This is a genomic window from Rhodoblastus acidophilus, assembly GCF_025961575.1.
Classification (GTDB): Bacteria; Pseudomonadota; Alphaproteobacteria; order Rhizobiales; family Beijerinckiaceae; genus Rhodoblastus; species Rhodoblastus acidophilus_C.
This window is the reverse complement of sequence record NZ_JAOQNX010000011.1, coordinates 1-17,929: the sequence shown is the minus strand read 5'-3', so window position 1 is coordinate 17,929 and position 17,929 is coordinate 1. Positions and strand designations below refer to the sequence as shown.

Below are 17,929 nucleotides of genomic sequence, written 5' to 3'. Positions count from 1 at the left end.
GTTCAATCGCTGAGTCTTCTGGCCCGGGGCGCAAGCCTCAAGGCCAGGGGGCCCATGGCGACCACCGCGCCCAGCGAGGCGAAGGCCAGTCCCCAGGCGAAGCCGATGGAGGCTCCGCCCGCCGCGTCGAGGATGGCGCCGAAAGCGATTGGACCGCAAAAGCCGGCGCTGAAGCCCAGCAGTGAATGCACCGCCATGGTCGCGCCGCGCCGCTGCGGGTCGGCGGCGAGCACCGCGCCCGTGGTCAGGGCGGCCGAATCCAACTGAATGAAGAAATTATAGGCCAGCATCAGCGCGGCGACGGCGGGATAGGGAAGGCCGGCGCAGAAGCCGATGGCCCCGGCCAGAACGCCGGACGCCAGCATGGCGAAGGCGCAGAGGCGCCGGCGTTCGAAACGCACCGCCAGATCGGCGCCCCAGACGCTCGAGGCCATGGCGACCAGCGTGCCAAGCGTTGCGACGGTCGTTGGCGCGGGGCCGGCGGCGTCGGGATGTTGCAGCAGGACGAAGCCGAGAAAGGCCACCATCCAGGAGCGCGCGCCGAACAGTTCCCAAACATGCGCGGCATAGCCGAGCACGTAGCTCATGGCCGCCCGGTTGCGGAGCACGGCCGGGATGTCGAAACCTTCGGCCTTGGCCTGTGGCGCAGCGCGGACCGCCGGAAGGAGCAAGGCGACAAGGGCGACGGCTGCGCTGGCCGCGACGGCGGCCGCGACAAAAGCCGCGCGCCAGCCGAAAACCGAGGCCAAGGCGCCTGTCGCCAGGAACGATCCGGACGTGCCCAGAGAAAAACTCGCGGTGTAATAGCTGATCCAGCGCGGCTGTCGCTCCGCCGAGATGCGATCGACAAGCGCCTTGAGCCCCGGCATGTAGGTACCGGCCAGGCCGACGCCGCTGAGCAGCCGCCATGACAAGGCGCTCCAGAAACCTTCGGCCGTGAGCGCGAACCCAAGCATTGATGCGGCGGCGCAGGTGGCGCCGAACAGATAGACGCTTTTGGCGTCGATCCGGTCGGTCAGCCCGGTGAGGACCGTCACGGTGAGCGCGTAGCCGGCGAACAGGGCGCCGGAAATCCAACCGGCTTGCGTGTTGGTCAACCGCCATTCGGCGGAAAAGTCCGTCAATAGGGCGGGAAAGGCGAACACGCCGACCATGGTCAAGACTTCCGCCGCGCACAGGCAGAGCACGACCCTGGCGTCGGCGGAGCCATCGGAGTTGTCGAGGAGCCTGAATCCCATAGTCCCCAAGGAATCCTTCCATGAGAAAGGCACGATAGGATGCCGTTGGAATCGTTGCAAAGACCCGAAGCGATCGCTGCGGGATCGCCCACAGGAAGGTTCGACGGGCGCCTGCGACGAGGCTGGAATGCACCAAGTATTTTGATTTGAATGCTTGCCTGTGCAATATTCATGAATTCGTTGGGGGTTGTAAGAAAGTCGCGCATTCTGCTTGAATGCAGGCCGTCCTATTGATGCGGCGCCAGACTGCCCCAAAGTTTCGAGCAAAGCTTTTGATATCGTTCTATTTGGAGGCGAGAGCATGATGGGAGAGCGGCGTGTCGGAGGAGAGTGTCTTTGATGTCTTGGGCGGGCTGGAGTTGGCGCAAAGGTTGCCAAACTCGATAGAGGGCATTGCCGCCAGCTTACAGTCGCACGGAATCAAGCACGTCGCCTATCTCGTCCTCAATCTTCCCACCGCTCTGACCAACGACCGTCCCCTGATGGCCATGACCTATCTGGACGATTGGAAGAAACGTTACGCACAGAAGAACTATGCGGATGTCGATCCGATCCTCCGGTCCGGCCTCTCCGGCATTTTGCCGATCGACTGGGACGACATCGATCGCTCCAATCCGGTGGTGAGGCAGTTCTTCGGCGAAGCGCAGGAATTGGATGTGGGGGCGAGAGGGCTTTCCATTCCCATTCGTGGGCGCAATTCCGAATTTGCCTTGTTCACGGTGACTTCGGACATGAGTGAGCCCGACTGGAAGGCGGAGAAGCGCGCGATGATGCGCGAACTCATGCTGTTGTCATGGCAGTTCCACTCTTCGGTGGTCGACGATGTGCTGAAGCCGGAACACGCCATCTCCTTGAGCCACCGGGAGGCCTCCTGTCTCAGGTTCAAGGCGCTCGGCAAATCGGACCAGGATGTCGCCGACATTCTTGGAATTTCAAAGAGCACGGTCAGGTTTCACATCGAATCGGCGCGTGGCCGTCTGGGCGCCTCCAATGTCATCCAGGCTGTTGCGAAGGCCCTGACGCTCGGCTTGATCAGTCTGGCCGTAGAACCTCCGAGCCTGATGAAACGCTAAAGTCCCTTCACTCGACTGGCTTGGTGAACGCGCAGGCTTGTCCGCCAGCGTGGCTGCCGACACGCGTCACCAGAATCAGGCGGGCGATGCGCAACCGCTTGGTGGAGCCACCTGATATTTATGACAGGTGCAAATATTTCAATCGCCTGCTTCAATACGCCTACGTATTCTAGAACATGGAGGCGCTCGTGATTGTGTTGATCGGCGGAGAAAACAAGTCAAAATATCCGGATCTTATCGATAAAATGCACAGGCTGCGGAAAGAAATATTTCATGACCAGCTTGGTTGGAAGGTTAATGTCTCCGGAGACTGGGAGATCGACCATTATGATGCTTTGCATCCGCTTTACGTTCTGTCGGTGGATGAAGAAGGCAACATCCGCGGTGCCCTACGTCTCTTGCCGACCACGGGATTGAACATGCTCAATGACACGTTCCCGGAACTACTCCCCGACGGTAAACGAATCGAGAGCCCCCTCATTTGGGAGTCGAGCCGCTTCACCATTCCGACAACAGGCGACCGTCGGCGGGATTTTGCGCGCATGAGCGAGGCTACCGCGGAACTCGGCCTGGCGATGAACGAAATCGGCAAGGAAGTGGGTCTGACGCATATCGTGACCGTCTACGACGCGATCATGCATCGGATGTTGAAAATGGCCGATTGCGCGGGCGAGCCTTTGGGTGCGCCGAAGATCATCGGCGGCGTTCTCACTTACGCGGTCATCTATGAAATTGGCGATGAACTCGAGCAAAGGCTTCGCGCCGTCAGCGGAACGCAAGCGGACGTTCTGCCGGACCGTTCGGCCTTGAAGCTCGTGGCCTGATCGACAGCGAGCGTGGCGCCGCAGCATTTCGTGCGCGGCGCGGCGCACGCTCCCAGCTTGGATGATGCAGGTGCACACTGTGAGCAACGACCTAAATGAAGCGATTGAATGCGCCCAGATCGAACTGTATTTCGCCGCTGCAGAGCTCCGTGCGAACGGTTTGGTCGATGAGCAGGCGGCCCTCAGGCATATGGAGCAAGCCGCTAATGAGCTGATCTTCGCCATAAGGTCATGGCGTGAGCGCCACGCGGGAAGGCCGGCGTGGGCGCAGGATGTTCAGAAAGGTTTGGAGTAAGAGGATTTCCTCTCGGAGATCCCGTTCGTTCGTGCGGGAATTCGATGACGGCTGCGGATTACTCCGCCGCCGTCTCCGCCGTGTTGCCTCCGAAGCGCTGCGCGACGTAATCGGTCACGATCTTTTCAAACTCCTGCGCAATGCCTTCGCCGCGCAGCGTCTTGACCTTCTTGCCGTCGATGAAGACCGGGGCTGCCGGGCTTTCGCCGGTGCCCGGGAGGGAAATGCCAATGTCGGCGTGCTTGGATTCGCCGGGGCCGTTGACGATGCAGCCCATGACGGCAACGTTCAGAGTCTCCACGCCAGGATAGACTTTTCGCCACTCGGGCATGCGCTCGCGGATCATCGCCTGGATGTCGCGCGCCAGCTCCTGGAACACGGTGCTGGTGGTGCGCCCGCATCCGGGGCAGGCCGCGACCAGCGGCACGAAGGTTCTAAAGCCCATCGTCTGCAGGATTTCCTGCGCGACCTGCACCTCCAGCGTGCGATCGCCTCCGGGCTGCGGGGTGAGCGAAACGCGGATTGTATCGCCGACGCCTTCCTGCAGCAGAATGCCGAGCGCGGCGGAGGAAGCGACGATGCCCTTTGACCCCATGCCGGCTTCCGTCAGCCCGAGGTGAAGGGCGTAGTCGGAGCGCGCCGCCACCATGCGATAGACCGACACCAGGTCTTGCACGTTCGAAACCTTGGCGGAGAGAATGATGCGGTCCCGCTTCAAGCCGATCTCTTCGGCGCGCGCGGCCGAAAGCAGCGCGGAGCGGGTCATGGCCTCCCGCATCACCGCGCGCGCGTCGACCGGTTTCACAGCCCTGGAATTCTCGTCCATCAGCTCGGTGAGCATTTCCTGGTCGAGCGAACCCCAGTTCGCGCCGATGCGAACCGCCTTGTCGTGCTTGATCGCCAGTTCGACAATGGAGGCGAACTGCGTGTCCTTCTTTTCTTTAAAACCCACATTGCCGGGGTTGATGCGATATTTTGAAAGCGCCTCGGCGCAGGCCGGATATTCGGTCAGCAGCTTGTGGCCGATGTAGTGGAAATCGCCGACCAGCGGCACATTCACGCCCATTTTCGCCAGCCGGTCGCGGATGTGCGGCACGGCCGCCGCCGCCTCCTCGCGGTCGACGGTGATGCGCACCAGTTCTGAGCCGGCCTGGGCCAAGGCGGCGACCTGCTGCACGGTGGAGTCCACGTCCGCCGTGTCGGTGTTGGTCATGCTCTGCACGACGATGGGCGCGCCCCCGCCGACGGCGACCGCGCCGGCGCCCTCGCCAACACGCACGCCCACACTTTTTCTGCGGGGCAAGGGTTCGGCGGCGATTTCGGTTTCGCAAAGCGGCGGGAAATTTTGGTCGGTCATTGGCGGCGACGTCCTGTGGGCGAAATTTGGCCTCTCTATAACAGACGTTGGTCAATCAAGGGAATAGAAGGCGCAGGCGCCTTGAGGGGGCGCGCGGTCGCATGCGGCGGCTTAGTCCAAGGGCAGGGGTCCAAATGTGCGGCGCACAAACTATATTGAGCGGGTGAATTTTTTGGGATCAGGGAGAGTCTCATGTCGTTCGCAGGCAAGACCGCCGTCGTTACCGGCTCCACTTCGGGCATTGGCCTCGCCATCGCCCGCGCCTTTGCTAAGGAAGGCTGCAACGTCGTGATCAACGGGTTCGGCGACGCCGCCGCGATTGAGGCCGAGCGGGCCGCAATCGAGAAGGAGTTCGGCGTCAAGGCGGCCTATTACGGCGCGGACATGTCGAAGCCGGCGGAAATCGCCGCCATGATCCAGAACGCCGAAAAGACTTTTGGGGCTGTCGACATCCTCGTCAACAACGCCGGCATTCAATTCGTATCGCCGGTTGAGGATTTTCCCACGGAAAAGTGGGACCAGATCATCGCCATCAACCTGTCCTCAGCCTTCCACACCATCCACGCCGCCGTGCCCGGGATGAAGGCGCGCAAATGGGGTCGCATCATCAACACGGCGTCCGCCCATTCGCTGGTGGCCTCGCCGTTCAAGTCGGCCTATGTCTCGGCCAAACACGGCATCGCCGGCCTGACCAAAACCGTGGCGCTGGAACTCGCCACCTTCGGCGTGACGGTGAATTGCATCTCCCCGGGCTATGTCTGGACGCCGCTCGTCGAAAAGCAGATCCCGGACACGATGAAGGCGCGCAATCTCAGCAAGGAGGAGGTCATCAACAACGTCCTCCTGGCGGCGCAGCCGACCAAGCAATTCGTCACTGTCGACCAGGTGGCTGCGCTCGCGGTTTTTCTCGCCACCGACGCCGCGTCGCAAATCACCGGCGCGAACATTTCCATGGACGGCGGCTGGACCGCCGCGTGACCGGCCGGAAAACGATCAATCTGGCCCTCCAAGGTGGGGGCGCCCATGGCGCCTTCACCTGGGGCGTGATGGACGCGCTGCTTGAGGACGGCCGCTTCGATATCCGCGGGGTCAGCGGAACCAGCGCCGGCGCGATGAACGCCGTCAATTTCGCCGAAGGCCTGCGCAAGGGCGGCGCCCAGGGCGCGCAGCGACAGATGGCCGAATTCTGGAAGGGGGCGAGCCTCGACGGCGCGCTGCCCGAAGCCGGCCGAATGGTGTTCGACGGGATGATGGCCTTCTGGTCGTCGACGCCCGCCGCGGCGATATTGCAGCAGACCGCGAGCCTGTTCGCGCCTGCTGAACTCAACCCGATGGACATCAACCCGTTGCGCGATGTTTTGCAGCGCGGCGTGAATTTCGAGGCCTTGCGCGCCAGCGCCGGCCCAAAGCTGTTCATCGCCGCCACTTCGGTCGAAACCGGCAAGGTGCGTGTTTTTCATCGCGAGGAGCTGACGCTCGACATGGTGATGGCGTCGGCCTGCCTGCCGACGGTGTTCCGGGCCGTCGAGGTTGAGGGAAAGCCCTATTGGGACGGTGGCTACATGGGCAATCCCGTCCTGTTCCCGTTTTTCACCGAAACCGATTGCGCCGACATCGTCCTCGTGCAGATCAACCCTATCGTGCGCCGGGGCACGCCCGACACCGCCATCGAAATCATGAGCCGCATCGACGAGATCACGTTCAACGCGCCGCTGTTGCAGGAATTTCGCGCCATCGACTTCGTTCGTCGCCTGATCGCTCAGGGGCGGCTGGACGGAACACATTACAAGGAAATCCGCCTCCACATCATCGAAGCGCAGGATGCGCTCAATCGATTCGGCGCCGCCAGCAAGATGAACGCGGACTACGATTTTTTCCTGGAATTGCGAGAAATCGGCGCAAACGCAGCGAAGAAGTTCATCGCCGCGCATTTCAAAGATATCGGCGTGAGGCCGACGCTCGATCTTCGGCAGGCGCTGAACTGAAACGCAAAACCGCGCCCAGGAGGCGCGGTCCAATGTCTGCCGGTTATTTGTGCGTGGCCGAGGCGACGGTGGCGTGTGCGGCGCCTTGGATTGCGTAGCCCGCGGCTTTCGCTTTGTTTGGCGCCAACAAAGCGTCACTGAAAATACTGATGCTGAACTGGAGCATGAGGGCGCAACAGACCGCGAATCCGGCCTTGACCAGATTGTGATAATTCATCTTTTCCTCTCCGATGGGCGTTCGTGACGCTCATTCTTTATTGCAAATCCATTAATGCACAGCAGCGCCGATCAAGCCAAGCGGGCAGCTCGAGAAATGCTTTACGTAAGTAATTGCCGCAAGCTCCAGGCTTTACAAGCGTCCGAAAATCCCTGAAACGAGGGGCATGCCGCACGCCGCCCTCATCGTCATTCCCGCCCGGCTCGCCTCGACCCGATTGCCCGACAAACCGCTGGCGGACATTTGCGGCGCGCCGATGATCGTTCAGGTGTTTCGTCGCGCGGTGGAGGCGGAGATCGGCCCGGTTCTTATTGCGGCCGACGGCGAGGAGATCGCGCGCGTCGTGCGCGCCGCCGGCGGCGAGGCCGTCGTCACCGATCCCGATCTGCCCTCAGGCTCGGACCGGATCGCCGCAGCGCTGCGCCGTTACGATCCCGATGGACGATACGGCGTCATCGTCAATCTCCAGGGCGATCTGCCGACCATCGATCCGGCCAGCGTGCGCGCCTCGCTGGCGCCGCTCGCCGATGCGAAGGTCGACATCGCCACGCTCGCGGCGCGGATTCTTCGCGAAGAAGAGCGGACCGATTCCAATGTGGTCAAGGTGGTTGGCGCGCCGCTCGGCCCGACGCGCCAGCGCGCGCTCTATTTTACGCGCGCCACTGCGCCCTGGGGCGAGGGTGATCTCTATCATCACATCGGGCTCTATGCCTATCGGCGCGCCGCGTTGGAAAAATTCGTCGCGTTGCCGCCGTCCGCGCTGGAAAAGCGGGAAAAACTGGAGCAATTGCGGGCGCTGGAGGCGGGTATGCGCATTGACGTGGAAATCGTCGACGCCGTCCCGCTGGGCGTCGACGCCCCCCACGACCTCGAGCGGGCGCGCGCAATCTTGAAGGATTCATCGAAGTGAGCAGCAAGATCATCGCCTATCAGGGCGAGCCCGGCGCCAATTCCCACATGGCCTGCGCCGACGTCTATCCCGGCTGGGAAACCCTGCCCTGCGCCAGTTTCGAGGACGCCTTCGCCGCGATCAGCGAGGGACGCGCCGAACTCGGCATGATCCCGATCGAGAATTCGCTGGCCGGCCGCGTCGCCGACATTCACCATTTCCTGCCGCGCTCCGACCTGCACATCATCGGCGAATATTTTTTGCCGATCCATTTTCATCTGCTCGCGGTCAAGGGCGCCAAAATTGAGGACTTGCGCAGCGTCTATAGCCATGTCCATGCGCTGGGCCAGTGCCGGAAAATCATCCGCCAGTACAATCTCAAGCCTGTGATCACTGGCGATACCGCCGGCTCGGCGCGCGAAGTGGCGGAATGGGGCGATAAAACGCGCGCCTCGCTCGCGCCCCTGATGGCGGCGGAGATCTATGGACTCGACGTGCTGGCGCGTTTCGTCGAGGACGAGGACCACAACACAACCCGTTTCGTCGTCCTGTCGCGCGAGGCGCGTCGCCCCCCGCCCGGGCCGGGGCCGACGCTGACGACTTTTGTGTTCCGGGTGCGCAACGTTCCTGCGGCGCTCTACAAGGCGCTCGGCGCCTTCGCAACGAACAATCTCAACATGACCAAGCTGGAGAGCTACATGGTCAATGGCGAATTCGCCGCCACGCAGTTTCTGGTCGATGTCGAGGGCCGTCCCGAAGACGTGAATCTGAGCCGCGCACTGGAGGAATTGCAGTTCTTCAGCGAGGAGGTCCGCATCCTCGGGACCTATGCGGCGCATCCGTTTCGATTGCGGCTGGGCGAGAGGGCTTAGGCTTTCTTCACCGGGAAGGCATGGAGCGCATCGCGCCAAGTCATCGCGTCGGCGAAGTCGAGGAAGAAGGCGACCGCAATAGAAGAAGCCATCATCGACAGCAGGATCGGGTTTGCCTTAAGAAGTTCAAGAGGCAGGCTTGCGTTGCATTGAGGGGACATGACGTTTGCTCCTGATGTGGAAACGTCAGTCAACGACCTCGGTTCAAAACGACTTTCTGAGACCTTCGCTAAAATGCGTGGGACTTCCATTTTTCGAAGCCCTGCGCCCGCAGCGCGCAGGCCGGACATTGACCGCAGCCGTAGCCCCAGGCGCGCCTCTCGCCGCGCTCGCCGAGATAGCACGTATGGCTGTGCTCGATCAGCGCGTTGACAAGGCTCTCGCCGCCGAGATTTTCCGCAAGCGCCCAGGTTTGCGCCTTGTCGAGCCACATCAGCGGCGTGTCCAGCACGAAGCGGCTCTCCATGCCGATGTTGAGAGCGACCTGCATGGCCTTGATCGCGTCGTCGCGGCAGTCCGGGTAGCCGGAAAAGTCAGTTTCGCACATACCGCCGACGATGTGGTTCAGGCTGCGCCGATAGGCCAGCGCCGCCGCGAAGGTCAGGAAAATCAGGTTGCGCCCGGGCACAAACGTGTTGGGCAGCCCTTTTTCGGTCAGTTCGATTTTCTTGTCGCCGGTCAGCGCGGTATCCGAGAGTTTGCCGAGCGCCCGGAGGTCGAGCGTGTGGTCCGGTCCGAGCCGCTCCGCCCAGCGCGGCTTCATCGCGCGCAACTCCGCGCGCAGCACTTGGCGCTGCTCCAGTTCAACAAGGTGCCGCTGCCCATAGTCGAAGCCGAGCGTTTCGACGCGTTCAAAACGCTCCAGCGCCCAGGCGAGGCATGTGGTGGAATCCTGTCCGCCGGAAAACAGCACGAGCGCCATGGGAATCTCTCCTTCGACCTTGGCTACACCCGCGCCGCATCGCTTCGCCAGACTTTTTTTGCCGCCCTTTCCGCGTTAAGGCCATGGACATGGCGAACGCGCGCGAACCCTTCTGTCTGATCGAGGACCGCTCATGCGGAACGCTGCATTTCGCCGGGCCGCTGCAGATCGTCACCGCCTATCAAGCGGACGAGGTCGCGCCGGCGCTGGCGCTCCTGCAACAGGCCGCGCGCGAAAACCTCTGGGCGGCCGGGCATGTCGCCTACGAATGCGGCCTTGCGTTGGAGCCGCGATTGCTCCCGCTCCTTGGCCGGCGCGAAACCCCATTGCTGCAATTCGGCCTCTTTGAAGCGCCGTCGGCGCCGCCCGCCCTGACGGCGGCCTCGCCGCCCGAGATCACGGACCTGCGCCCGCTCTGGCGTTTCGACGACTATCGGCGGCGCTTCGACGCCTGCCGCGCCTATATTGCCGCCGGCGATGTCTACCAGATCAACCTGACCTTTCCGGTCTCAGGTTTTTTTGCGGGCGAACCGCTGGATCTTTATCGCGCCCTCCGCCTGCGCCAGCCGGTTGAAACCGGCGGCATTGTCGCGCTTGGCGGCGAAACCATCCTGTCGCTATCGCCGGAAAAATTCTTTTCGACGCAGGGAAGGCAGATCTTTACGCGTCCGATGAAGGGCACGGCGGCCCGGGGGGCGACCCCGGAGGAAGATCGCGGGCTGGTGGTGCGGTTGGCGGCGGATGAGAAGAACCGCGCCGAAAACCTCATGATTGTCGATCTCCTGCGCAATGATCTCAGCAGGCTGTCTGAGGTCGGCTCTGTGGCTGTGACCGATCTCTACACGGTCGAAACTTTTCCGACGCTCCACCAGATGACGTCCGGCGTGCAGGCCATTCTGCGGCCGGACTTGAGTTTTGTGGACATTTTCGCCGGCCTGTTTCCCTGCGGTTCGGTGACCGGCGCGCCAAAAATCCGAGCCATGGAGATCATCGCCGAGCAGGAGGGTTTTTCGCGGGACGCCTATTGCGGGGCGATGGGGGTGATCGCGCCGGGCGGCGATATGCGGTTCAATGTCGCCATCCGCACGCTCACGCTTAAGGAACGCGCGCTGACCTGCCCTGTGGGCTCGGCGATCGTCGCGGATTCGCAGGCGAAAGAGGAATATGAGGAATGTCTGCTGAAAGCCCGCTTCCTGTCGCCGATGATTTCGGCCTGATCGAAACCATGTTGTGGACGCGCGACGGCGGATATCGGCTGATCCGCGGTCACCGCGCGCGTCTGGAGAATTCCGCGCGCATGCTCGCCTTCTCGCTGTCTTCTGAGGCGTTTGACAGGGCCCTGGTAGAGGCCTGTAGGCAACCGGCGGGCGATCGCCTGCGGGTTCGGCTGGAATTGCGCCGCTGCGGGGAAATCGTCTGGAACGCGGCGCCTTTCGCCCTCGAGCCGCCAAGAGTCTGGTGCGTAGCGCTGGCTGGAACCCGGCTAGACTCGGCGAATCCTCTGCTACGCTACAAGACCACACAGCGAGCGGTTTACGAGGACGCCCTCGCCGCCGCTCAAGCCGCCGACCCGCGCGTGGATGAGGTCATCTTCCTCAACGAGCGCGACGAGGTCTGCGAAGGCGCGCGCACCAACCTTTTCCTGCCGCGCGAAAATCAGCTGCTCACGCCGCCGCTCGCTTGCGGTCTGCTCGCGGGCGTTCTCCGGGCCGACCTCCTGGAGCGCGGCGAGGCGCGGGAACAATGTTTGCGACTCGACGATCTGCGCGGAGGTTTTGCGCTCGGCAACGCGCTGCGGGGCCTGATTTGCGGCAGACTGACGCTCTGACGCCAGGGGTGGCGCTCCGCCTGACACCCGCCGGGTTACGCGCCTGCGAGCCAGTGTTCGAGCAAGCCGCGGGCGATGGCGATCGGATGCGGGGCCTTGAGTCCGTGGAGATGCAGGTCCGCCACCATCGCGCGGAGTTCCTCGCGCGAAAACCAGCGGCAGTCTTCCAACTCCTGCGCATCCATCACAATGTCGCGTGAAAGCGCCTCGGCGCGGCAGCCGATCATGAGCGAGGCCGGAAACGGCCAGGGCTGCGACGCCAAAATTTTCACGGCGCCCAGGCGCACGCCTGATTCCTCAAAAATTTCGCGCCGCGCCGCTTCTTCGATGGTCTCGCCGCATTCGACAAAGCCGGCGAGGCAAGAATACATGCCCGCCGGAAATTGCTTTTGGCGCCCCATCAGGCAGCTGTCCCCGTGCGTCACCAGCACGATCACCACCGGATCGGTCCTGGGAAAATGTTGCGCGCCACAGTTTTCGCAATCGCGTCGCCAGCCGGCCTGCGCAGGAACCGTCTCACGGCCGCAGCGGGCGCAAAAACGGTGATTTGCATGCCAGTGCAGCACGGTTTTGGCCTGCGCGATAATCGCGATCTCGTCGCGCGGCAGCGCGTTTTCAACGGCAAGCGCGCGCAGATCACGGACGCTCAGGTCCGGCCGCCCGGCAATGACCGATTCGTGGCGGTCCACAAAGGCGTCTTGCCCGATTGGCTTGTGCGCCAGCGTCGCCTCGGGCAGCAGCAGCCCGTAGACCGGTCCTTCATCGTCGCGTCCCAGCAGCACCGGCGCTTCCTCGGCGGGCAGGGCGCGGAGGTCGTCGAGCGCGTGCAACGCGGAGCAACCGCCGCCATTGGCGCGCACCACCGGCATGGTCCCCGCGAAAGCCACGGCCCGCGCCCCAGGATTCGCCAACAACGCCGCAAGCGCGGCCGCGTCGTCGCGCTTCTCCGACAGCCGGTCGAGCGGGTTGCCGGAAAAACCAATGAGATCGAAGGGGTTCAAGGGACTTCCGGGGTCAGCGCGCGCCGCAGCCGGTCCAGCAAGGGCTGCGGATCGTCATAGGGCTCGGCGACGCCTGCGCCCCAGACGGGACCGGGCCAGACGGCGTCGGTTTCGGAACGGCCGACCACATGGACATGCAATTGCCGCACGATGTTGCCGAGCGCGCCGATGTTGATCTTTTTCGCCCCGGTCAAGAGTTTCAGGCGGTCGGCCGCCAGCGCCGCCTCCTCGAACAGGGCGCGGCGCTCGAACGGCGTCATGTCGGTGATCTCGACGAGTCCGGCGCGGCGTGGGACCAGGATCAGCCAGGGAAAGCGGCTGTCGTTCATCAGCAGCACCCGGCACAGGGCCATGTCGCCGAGCGGAATCGTGTCGGCGACAAGGCGTGGGTCGAGGGCGAAGGTCATGGGGGCTCCATTCCGGGTGCGACAGCTTGGCGCCCCCGGCGGCGGCGCGCAACCCTCTTGCAGAAAACGTCTCGATGGTCCAAATAAGCCTCGGGAGGTTGGCGGTGGACGTTCCACTCGCCAACCGGGTCAGGTCCGGAAGGAAGCAGCCCTAACGAGACCGGGCGGGTCTCTGTCCAACCTCCCACTCAAAATTTGCGCGCCTGACGACCGCTGGCGCCTTGATTCGGCGGTTTGGAGATGGACGAGTCCGCGCAAAATCCTGAAAGCGAAGGTGGTTTGTTTCCGGCGCCGCAGGAGCGGCAGCCCGCAGGCGCCTATCGCGTGCTGGCGCGAAAATACCGTCCCTCGCGATTCGAGGATCTGATCGGCCAGGAGCCGATGGTCCGCACGCTTAAAAACGCCTTCGACCTCGACCGCATCCATCAGGCCTACATGCTTACCGGCGTGCGCGGCGTCGGCAAGACAACGACCGCCCGCATCCTCGCCCGCGCCTTCAATTACCAGCTTCCCGCGCGTGACGGGCGTCCGGCCGTGGAGCGGCCGACCATTCACATGAACGAACTTGGCGTTCATTGCCAGGCGATCATGGAGTCGCGTCATGTCGACGTGATCGAGATGGATGCGGCCTCGCACACGTCCATCGACGACATCCGCGAAATCGTCGACAGCTCGCGCTACCAGCCGGCCATGGCGCGTTACAAAGTGTACATCATCGACGAAGTGCACATGCTGTCGAAGAGCGCGTTCAATGGTCTTTTGAAGACGCTTGAGGAGCCGCCGCCGCACGTCAAATTCCTGTTCGCGACGACGGAAATCGACAAGGTGCCGGTGACGGTGCGTTCGCGCTGCATGCGGTTCGATCTGCGCCGCGTCGAGGCGGAGACCATGCTGCGCCACCTTGGCGCGATCTGCGACAAGGAAAAGGTCGAGATCAACCATGAGGCGCTGCTGCTGATCGCCCGAGCGTCGGAAGGCTCGGTGCGCGACGCGCTGTCGCTGCTCGATCAGGCCATTGCGCACGGCGCCGGCGCGCCGATCGAGGCGGAAGCTTTGCGCGCCATGCTGGGCTTGGCCGACCGCAGCCGCACCATCGCTCTTTTCGAAGCGCTCATGCGCGGCGACGTCGCCGAGGCGCTCGATAATCTGAAGGAGCAGTACGATTTCGGCGCTGATCCCGCGAAAATCCTGACCGATCTCGCCGAATTCGTCCATTTCGTCACCTGCATGAAAATTTCCGCCAAAACGGCGCAGATCGCCTCCGGTCAGTTCGAGCGCGAAAAGGGGGCCGAGCTTGCGGAAAAGCTCGCGATGTCCGTGCTGTCCCGGTCTTGGCAGATCCTGCTCAAGGGCATCGAGGAGGTGAAGGATTCGCCGCGCCCGCTGGCGGCGGCCGACATGGTTTTGGTGCGGCTGGCCTATGCCGCTGACTTGCCGTCGCCCGAGGATGTCTTGAAGCAGCTTGCCGCTGGCGATCCGGCGCCTGGCGGCGGACCGACCCGCACGCCCTCGGGGCCATCGGGCGGGGCGAGCGCGGCGTTGCGCCAGAGCGCGCCGAGACTGGCGTCCGCGCAGCCCGCACTGGCGCCGCAGCCTACGCCGACAATGCAGGCGGCGCCCGCCGTCGTCTTGCAAGATTTTGCTCAACTTGTCGCGCTGGCCGGCGAAAAACGCGACATTCAGACCAAGACGGCGCTGGAGCGCGATGTGCGTCTGGTGCGTTTCGAGCAGGGGCGGCTGGAATTCGCGCTGGCGCAGGGCGCGTCTCCCGCCCTGCCGGCGCAGCTTTCCAAGAGACTGCAGGATTGGACGGGAGAGCGCTGGCTCGTCGCCTTGTCCAACGCTCCGGGCGCGCCGACGCTGAAGGAGCAGGCCGAGGCGCGCGAGACGCAAAAACGCATCGGCGTTCAGGCGCATCCGCTGGTGCGCGCGGCGCTCGACAATTTTCCCGGCGCGGTGATTGTCGCCGTGCGCGGGGGCGACGATACGCCGGTGGACAGCAAGGCTGAGCCGCTCTACGAGGGCGCGGAAGTTCGCGGCGATGACATTACCTACGCCGACGAGGCGCAAGAAGAGGACCTGTGATGGACATTATGGGGATGATGAAGAAGGCCAGCGCGATGCAGGCCAAGATGGCCGAAATGCAGGCCGAGCTGGAAAATGTCACGGTCGACGGCGCCGCCGGCGGCGGTCTGGTCAACGTGGTGATCACCGCCAAGGGCGTGGTCAAGAGCGTCAGCATCGACCCCTCCCTGCTCAAGGCGGAAGAGAAGGAAATCGTCGAAGACTTGATCGTTGCGGCTCTCGGCGAAGCGCGCGGCAAGGCGGAAGCCCTGCTGGAAGAAAAGATGAAGGCTGTGACCGCCGGCATCGGCCTGCCCTCCGGATTCAAGCTGCCGTTCTGACATGGCCGGAGTCGCCGGGCCGGAAATCGAACGGCTCATCCAGCTGCTGGCCCGGCTGCCCGGACTCGGACCGCGTTCCGCGCGCCGCGCCGCCCTGCATTTGATCCGCAAGCGCGAGGAATTGTTGGGGCCGCTCGGCGACGCCATGCGGGTGGCGCGCGAGCGCATCGTCACCTGCTCGAGCTGCGGCAATATCGACACCAGCAATCCCTGTTCGCTCTGCTCTGACGCCCGCCGCGACGGCGCGACGCTGGTTGTGGTCGAAACCGTCGGCGACCTCTGGGCGCTGGAGCGCGCGCAGGTTTTGAACGCGCGCTACCATGTGCTCGGCGGCGCGCTGTCGCCGCTCGACGGCGTGGGTCCCGACGACCTCAACATTGGCGCGCTGGTTTCGCGCGTGGCGGCGGGTGGCGTTAAAGAGGTTATTCTGGCGGTCAACGCCACGGTCGATGGCCAAACCACGGCCCATTACATCACCGAGCTTCTGTCCCCCTATGAGGTGAAATGCACCCGACTCGCCCACGGCGTTCCCGTCGGCGGCGAGCTGGATTATCTCGACGAGGGCACGCTGGCGGCGGCGCTGAAGAGCCGCACGGATTTGTAGCAGGCTCACAGCGAGGGCGCGGAGCAGCGGGGTTCGATCTCCTTCGGCCTGGGCGTGTGGTCCGTCTTCGTCCATACAAACGGTTTTCGGGTCCATTCCAGCAGCGCCCGCCAGGCGGCGAACGACACCAGCAGCAGATAGATCGGCGACAGGATCAGCAGCGGAGAAACCTTCAGTTTTCGCCGGCGCATGCCGATCACATTGGGAAGGATGAAGGCCAGCAGGCCGAAAAAGGCGACGGACAGGCTGAAGCCGGACACGATGAGCCCCTGAATGTCCCCTGGGTTGAGCAGGTCGCCGAAGAACAGGTCGTGAGCCATCCGCAGGCTGTACAGGGGGCCGAACAGAGGTCCAGCGAGCAGGCTCGCCATGGCGCAGACGGCCGCGAACGCCGGCAAAAATCCCATTTTGCGTATCTGTGCGCGGGGTGTGCGCAAAAACACGGAAAGCGTTTGCATCCAGCCTTTCATCCAGCGCGAGCGCTGGCCCATCCAGGCAGACAGGGTCACCGGCGCGTCCTCGTAGGTGGCGGCGTCGATGGCGTGAACCTCGTAGCCGAAGCGCGCGAACCGCAGCCCGAGATCGGCGTCCTCCGTGACGTTCCAGGCGTCCCATCCAATCATGCGCCGCAGCAGCGCGGTGCGAAAATGGTTCGAGGTGCCGCCGAGCGGCATGGGCAGGCCAAGTTCGCCGAGACCCGGATTGATGACGTCGAACAGGGCGGCGTAGGAGATGGAAAAGAAATAGGCGAGCCAGCTTTCATGACCGTTGTCGATGGCGATGCGCGCTTGCAGACAGGCGACATAGGGCGGCGAAACGGCGAAACGCTCCGCCGCGATACGCAGCTGAAGCGGTTCGGGGCGATCCTCGGCGTCGAAAATCGTCAGCAATTCGCCGCGGGCCAGCGGCAGCGCCACGTTTAGCGCGCGCGGCTTTGTGCGGGGGGCTCCGGCGGGGGCGACGATGACCTCCATGTAGGGCGCGAGACCGGCGTGATGAAGCGCGGAAAAAGTCTCGGAATCGTCCTCCTCGATAACGAATTTGATGTCGAGCTTGGCCGGGGGATAGTCGCGGCATTAGGTAGCAAGCTCACCAAGCCAAGAATCAACGACTTGCAACCGCATGGTTGGTTGATACGGCGGAATCACTGGCCTACCAATTTCATCGCGATCAGAGTTTGGTCATAGCGGTCGCAGCCTGGCCGGACTGCTTCATTCGACGCCACAGAGCGGATCGGCCCATTTCCCGAGAGGGCCACATGACAGACGCAAGAAACGCCGCGATAGCCCGCGCGCTGGTCAACCTCTATTACGTCCTTGCTGAATTTGACCAGGCCGGCGACCCCGAGGCCGCTATGGCCGAAGGCAGTAAATATGTCGCGCTAGCGATCCAAGAGCTTATTGGGCTGTCCCCAGCTTATGACGGGGATGAGCTTGAGGACATAATCCCGCAAGCATCTGGCCAGAGAGGCAATCAGCGCCGCCGGTCTATGGCTCCCTAAGTGGAATCACTGACGACGCTCAACCGCGAAGTTGGTTGCGGCCTGTCTTCGTCCCATTAACTTTTCAAGCGCGGTTCCTCCTCGACCGCAGACGCGGCGACTCAGCCAGCGTCGGCCCGCCCCGGTGTCCGCTACACCACTGGGGCGGGTTTTTGTTTTGAGCCAGCGAGTTAGCAACCGCGCGACGCAAACTTGTCAGCGATAGTTGACGCGTAGTTGCGTCAAGCCCAGTTGCCTTGAGTCCGTTAACCTTTTCTGTTGTCAACAGATTGTTGATAACCAGGAACAAACCGTGCTTCCGAACAACGCATGCTTGCGTGTTTGAGCAACATGTGCGATATGAGGTTTATGGGAGAGACTCTTAAAGACTTCATCCGGCGGCGACAGGCGGAGCTTGATAAGCTCCGTGAGCCGCTGCTAGAGCGGATTCGACTTAATCCGGATCATATCCTGCTGCGGCGAAGAAATTGGCGCACTCTTGCGGCGTGAAAGCTGACAGGAGCGCGCCTAT

At 63.1% G+C, this 17,929-nt stretch carries 19 protein-coding genes, 1 other RNA gene and 1 pseudogene; 14 read left to right on the top strand and 7 right to left on the bottom strand.

Annotation, left to right across the window (positions count from 1 at the left end; genetic code table 11):
* Positions 1-2: 2 nt before the first annotated feature.
* Complete coding sequence (locus tag M2320_RS09560) at positions 3-1,238, bottom strand: MFS transporter (RefSeq protein WP_264597083.1); 1,236 nt, start codon at positions 1,236-1,238, stop codon at positions 3-5.
* A gap of 317 nt (positions 1,239-1,555) precedes the next feature.
* Here M2320_RS09560 and M2320_RS09555 point away from each other — a divergent pair, with 317 nt between their 5' ends.
* From M2320_RS09555 to M2320_RS09545, 3 genes are all read left to right on the top strand, one after another.
* Positions 1,556-2,311: a LuxR family transcriptional regulator gene (locus M2320_RS09555; protein WP_264597082.1), complete on the top strand. Its 756-nt coding sequence runs from the start codon at positions 1,556-1,558 to the stop codon at positions 2,309-2,311.
* Between the two features lie 188 nt (positions 2,312-2,499).
* Positions 2,500-3,135 carry an acyl-homoserine-lactone synthase gene (locus M2320_RS09550; RefSeq protein ID WP_264597081.1) on the top strand — a complete coding sequence of 212 codons (636 nt, stop codon included), beginning with the start codon at positions 2,500-2,502 and terminating at the stop codon, positions 3,133-3,135.
* Between the two features lie 70 nt (positions 3,136-3,205).
* Positions 3,206-3,430, top strand: coding sequence for a hypothetical protein (locus M2320_RS09545; protein ID WP_264597080.1), 225 nt, complete (start codon positions 3,206-3,208; stop codon positions 3,428-3,430).
* Between the two features lie 58 nt (positions 3,431-3,488).
* On the opposite strand, the gene ispG is transcribed toward M2320_RS09545, so the two are convergent.
* Positions 3,489-4,787, bottom strand: a complete 1,299-nt coding sequence (ispG, locus tag M2320_RS09540; RefSeq protein ID WP_264597079.1) for a flavodoxin-dependent (E)-4-hydroxy-3-methylbut-2-enyl-diphosphate synthase — start codon at positions 4,785-4,787, stop codon at positions 3,489-3,491.
* Between the two features lie 192 nt (positions 4,788-4,979).
* Here ispG and M2320_RS09535 point away from each other — a divergent pair, with 192 nt between their 5' ends.
* From M2320_RS09535 to M2320_RS09520, 4 genes are all read left to right on the top strand, one after another.
* The gene (locus M2320_RS09535) at positions 4,980-5,765 is read left to right on the top strand and encodes a 3-hydroxybutyrate dehydrogenase (RefSeq protein ID WP_264597078.1); all 786 of its coding nucleotides are present in this window, start codon (positions 4,980-4,982) and stop codon (positions 5,763-5,765) included.
* Complete coding sequence (locus tag M2320_RS09530) at positions 5,762-6,772, top strand: patatin-like phospholipase family protein (protein WP_264597077.1); 1,011 nt, start codon at positions 5,762-5,764, stop codon at positions 6,770-6,772. Before M2320_RS09535 ends, M2320_RS09530 begins: the two co-directional genes overlap by 4 nt.
* Positions 6,773-7,155: 383 nt before the next feature.
* On the top strand, positions 7,156-7,899 hold the full coding sequence (locus tag M2320_RS09525) for a 3-deoxy-manno-octulosonate cytidylyltransferase (protein ID WP_264597076.1): 744 nt from the start codon (positions 7,156-7,158) through the stop codon (positions 7,897-7,899).
* Entirely contained in the window at positions 7,896-8,750 is an 855-nt protein-coding gene (locus tag M2320_RS09520) for a prephenate dehydratase (RefSeq protein ID WP_264597075.1), read from the top strand. The genes M2320_RS09525 and M2320_RS09520 overlap by 4 nt, the downstream gene beginning before the upstream one ends.
* Here M2320_RS09520 and M2320_RS09515 read toward each other — a convergent pair.
* Together M2320_RS09515 and queC are read right to left on the bottom strand one after the other, a co-directional pair.
* Entirely contained in the window at positions 8,747-8,911 is a 165-nt protein-coding gene (locus tag M2320_RS09515) for a hypothetical protein (protein WP_264597074.1), read from the bottom strand. The genes M2320_RS09520 and M2320_RS09515 overlap by 4 nt on opposite strands.
* Before the next feature lie 68 nt (positions 8,912-8,979).
* A complete protein-coding gene (queC, locus tag M2320_RS09510; protein WP_264597073.1) occupies positions 8,980-9,672 on the bottom strand; it encodes a 7-cyano-7-deazaguanine synthase QueC in 693 nt (230 codons plus the stop codon).
* A gap of 89 nt (positions 9,673-9,761) precedes the next feature.
* Between queC and M2320_RS09505 the strand changes: the two genes are divergently transcribed.
* A complete protein-coding gene (locus M2320_RS09505; protein ID WP_264597072.1) occupies positions 9,762-10,889 on the top strand; it encodes an aminodeoxychorismate synthase component I in 1,128 nt (375 codons plus the stop codon).
* Positions 10,844-11,500 (top strand): aminotransferase class IV, encoded by a 657-nt coding sequence (locus M2320_RS09500; protein WP_264597071.1) that lies wholly within the window; start codon positions 10,844-10,846, stop codon positions 11,498-11,500. The genes M2320_RS09505 and M2320_RS09500 overlap by 46 nt, the downstream gene beginning before the upstream one ends.
* A gap of 35 nt (positions 11,501-11,535) precedes the next feature.
* Here the strand turns inward: M2320_RS09500 and nudC are convergent, their stop codons facing one another.
* Complete coding sequence (gene nudC, locus M2320_RS09495) at positions 11,536-12,501, bottom strand: NAD(+) diphosphatase (protein WP_264597070.1); 966 nt, start codon at positions 12,499-12,501, stop codon at positions 11,536-11,538.
* Positions 12,498-12,908, bottom strand: a complete 411-nt coding sequence (locus M2320_RS09490) for an HIT domain-containing protein (RefSeq protein ID WP_264597069.1) — start codon at positions 12,906-12,908, stop codon at positions 12,498-12,500. The genes nudC and M2320_RS09490 overlap by 4 nt, the downstream gene beginning before the upstream one ends.
* Positions 12,909-13,000: 92 nt before the next feature.
* Between M2320_RS09490 and ffs the strand changes: the two genes are divergently transcribed.
* From ffs to recR, 4 genes are all read left to right on the top strand, one after another.
* An RNA gene (gene ffs / locus M2320_RS09485) (signal recognition particle sRNA small type) lies at positions 13,001-13,097 on the top strand.
* Between the two features lie 51 nt (positions 13,098-13,148).
* Positions 13,149-14,993 carry a DNA polymerase III subunit gamma/tau gene (locus M2320_RS09480; protein ID WP_264597068.1) on the top strand — a complete coding sequence of 615 codons (1,845 nt, stop codon included), beginning with the start codon at positions 13,149-13,151 and terminating at the stop codon, positions 14,991-14,993.
* Entirely contained in the window at positions 14,993-15,313 is a 321-nt protein-coding gene (locus M2320_RS09475; RefSeq protein ID WP_155444809.1) for a YbaB/EbfC family nucleoid-associated protein, read from the top strand. The genes M2320_RS09480 and M2320_RS09475 overlap by 1 nt, the downstream gene beginning before the upstream one ends.
* Position 15,314: 1 nt before the next feature.
* A complete protein-coding gene (gene recR, locus M2320_RS09470) occupies positions 15,315-15,917 on the top strand; it encodes a recombination mediator RecR (RefSeq protein ID WP_264597067.1) in 603 nt (200 codons plus the stop codon).
* 5 nt (positions 15,918-15,922) lie between these two features.
* On the opposite strand, the pseudogene M2320_RS09465 reads toward recR, so the two are convergent.
* Positions 15,923-16,972 (bottom strand): annotated as a pseudogene (locus M2320_RS09465) (glycosyltransferase family 2 protein); the annotation flags it as partial.
* 203 nt (positions 16,973-17,175) lie between these two features.
* On the opposite strand from M2320_RS09465, the gene M2320_RS09460 reads away from it, so the two are divergent.
* The gene (locus M2320_RS09460) at positions 17,176-17,418 is read left to right on the top strand and encodes a hypothetical protein (protein ID WP_264597066.1); all 243 of its coding nucleotides are present in this window, start codon (positions 17,176-17,178) and stop codon (positions 17,416-17,418) included.
* Positions 17,419-17,929: the final 511 nt, after the last annotated feature.

Coding starts and splice junctions, on each gene's coding strand:
- M2320_RS09475 (WP_155444809.1), top strand. CDS start 14,993: ATGGACATTATGGGGATGATGAAGAAGGCCAGCGCGATGCAGGCCAAG.
- ispG (WP_264597079.1), bottom strand. CDS start 4,787: ATGACCGACCAAAATTTCCCGCCGCTTTGCGAAACCGAAATCGCCGCC.
- M2320_RS09505 (WP_264597072.1), top strand. CDS start 9,762: ATGGCGAACGCGCGCGAACCCTTCTGTCTGATCGAGGACCGCTCATGC.
- M2320_RS09525 (WP_264597076.1), top strand. CDS start 7,156: ATGCCGCACGCCGCCCTCATCGTCATTCCCGCCCGGCTCGCCTCGACC.
- M2320_RS09490 (WP_264597069.1), bottom strand. CDS start 12,908: ATGACCTTCGCCCTCGACCCACGCCTTGTCGCCGACACGATTCCGCTC.
- recR (WP_264597067.1), top strand. CDS start 15,315: ATGGCCGGAGTCGCCGGGCCGGAAATCGAACGGCTCATCCAGCTGCTG.
- M2320_RS09535 (WP_264597078.1), top strand. CDS start 4,980: ATGTCGTTCGCAGGCAAGACCGCCGTCGTTACCGGCTCCACTTCGGGC.
- M2320_RS09560 (WP_264597083.1), bottom strand. CDS start 1,238: ATGGGATTCAGGCTCCTCGACAACTCCGATGGCTCCGCCGACGCCAGG.
- M2320_RS09480 (WP_264597068.1), top strand. CDS start 13,149: ATGGACGAGTCCGCGCAAAATCCTGAAAGCGAAGGTGGTTTGTTTCCG.
- M2320_RS09460 (WP_264597066.1), top strand. CDS start 17,176: ATGACAGACGCAAGAAACGCCGCGATAGCCCGCGCGCTGGTCAACCTC.
- queC (WP_264597073.1), bottom strand. CDS start 9,672: ATGGCGCTCGTGCTGTTTTCCGGCGGACAGGATTCCACCACATGCCTC.
- M2320_RS09500 (WP_264597071.1), top strand. CDS start 10,844: ATGTCTGCTGAAAGCCCGCTTCCTGTCGCCGATGATTTCGGCCTGATC.
- M2320_RS09515 (WP_264597074.1), bottom strand. CDS start 8,911: ATGTCCCCTCAATGCAACGCAAGCCTGCCTCTTGAACTTCTTAAGGCA.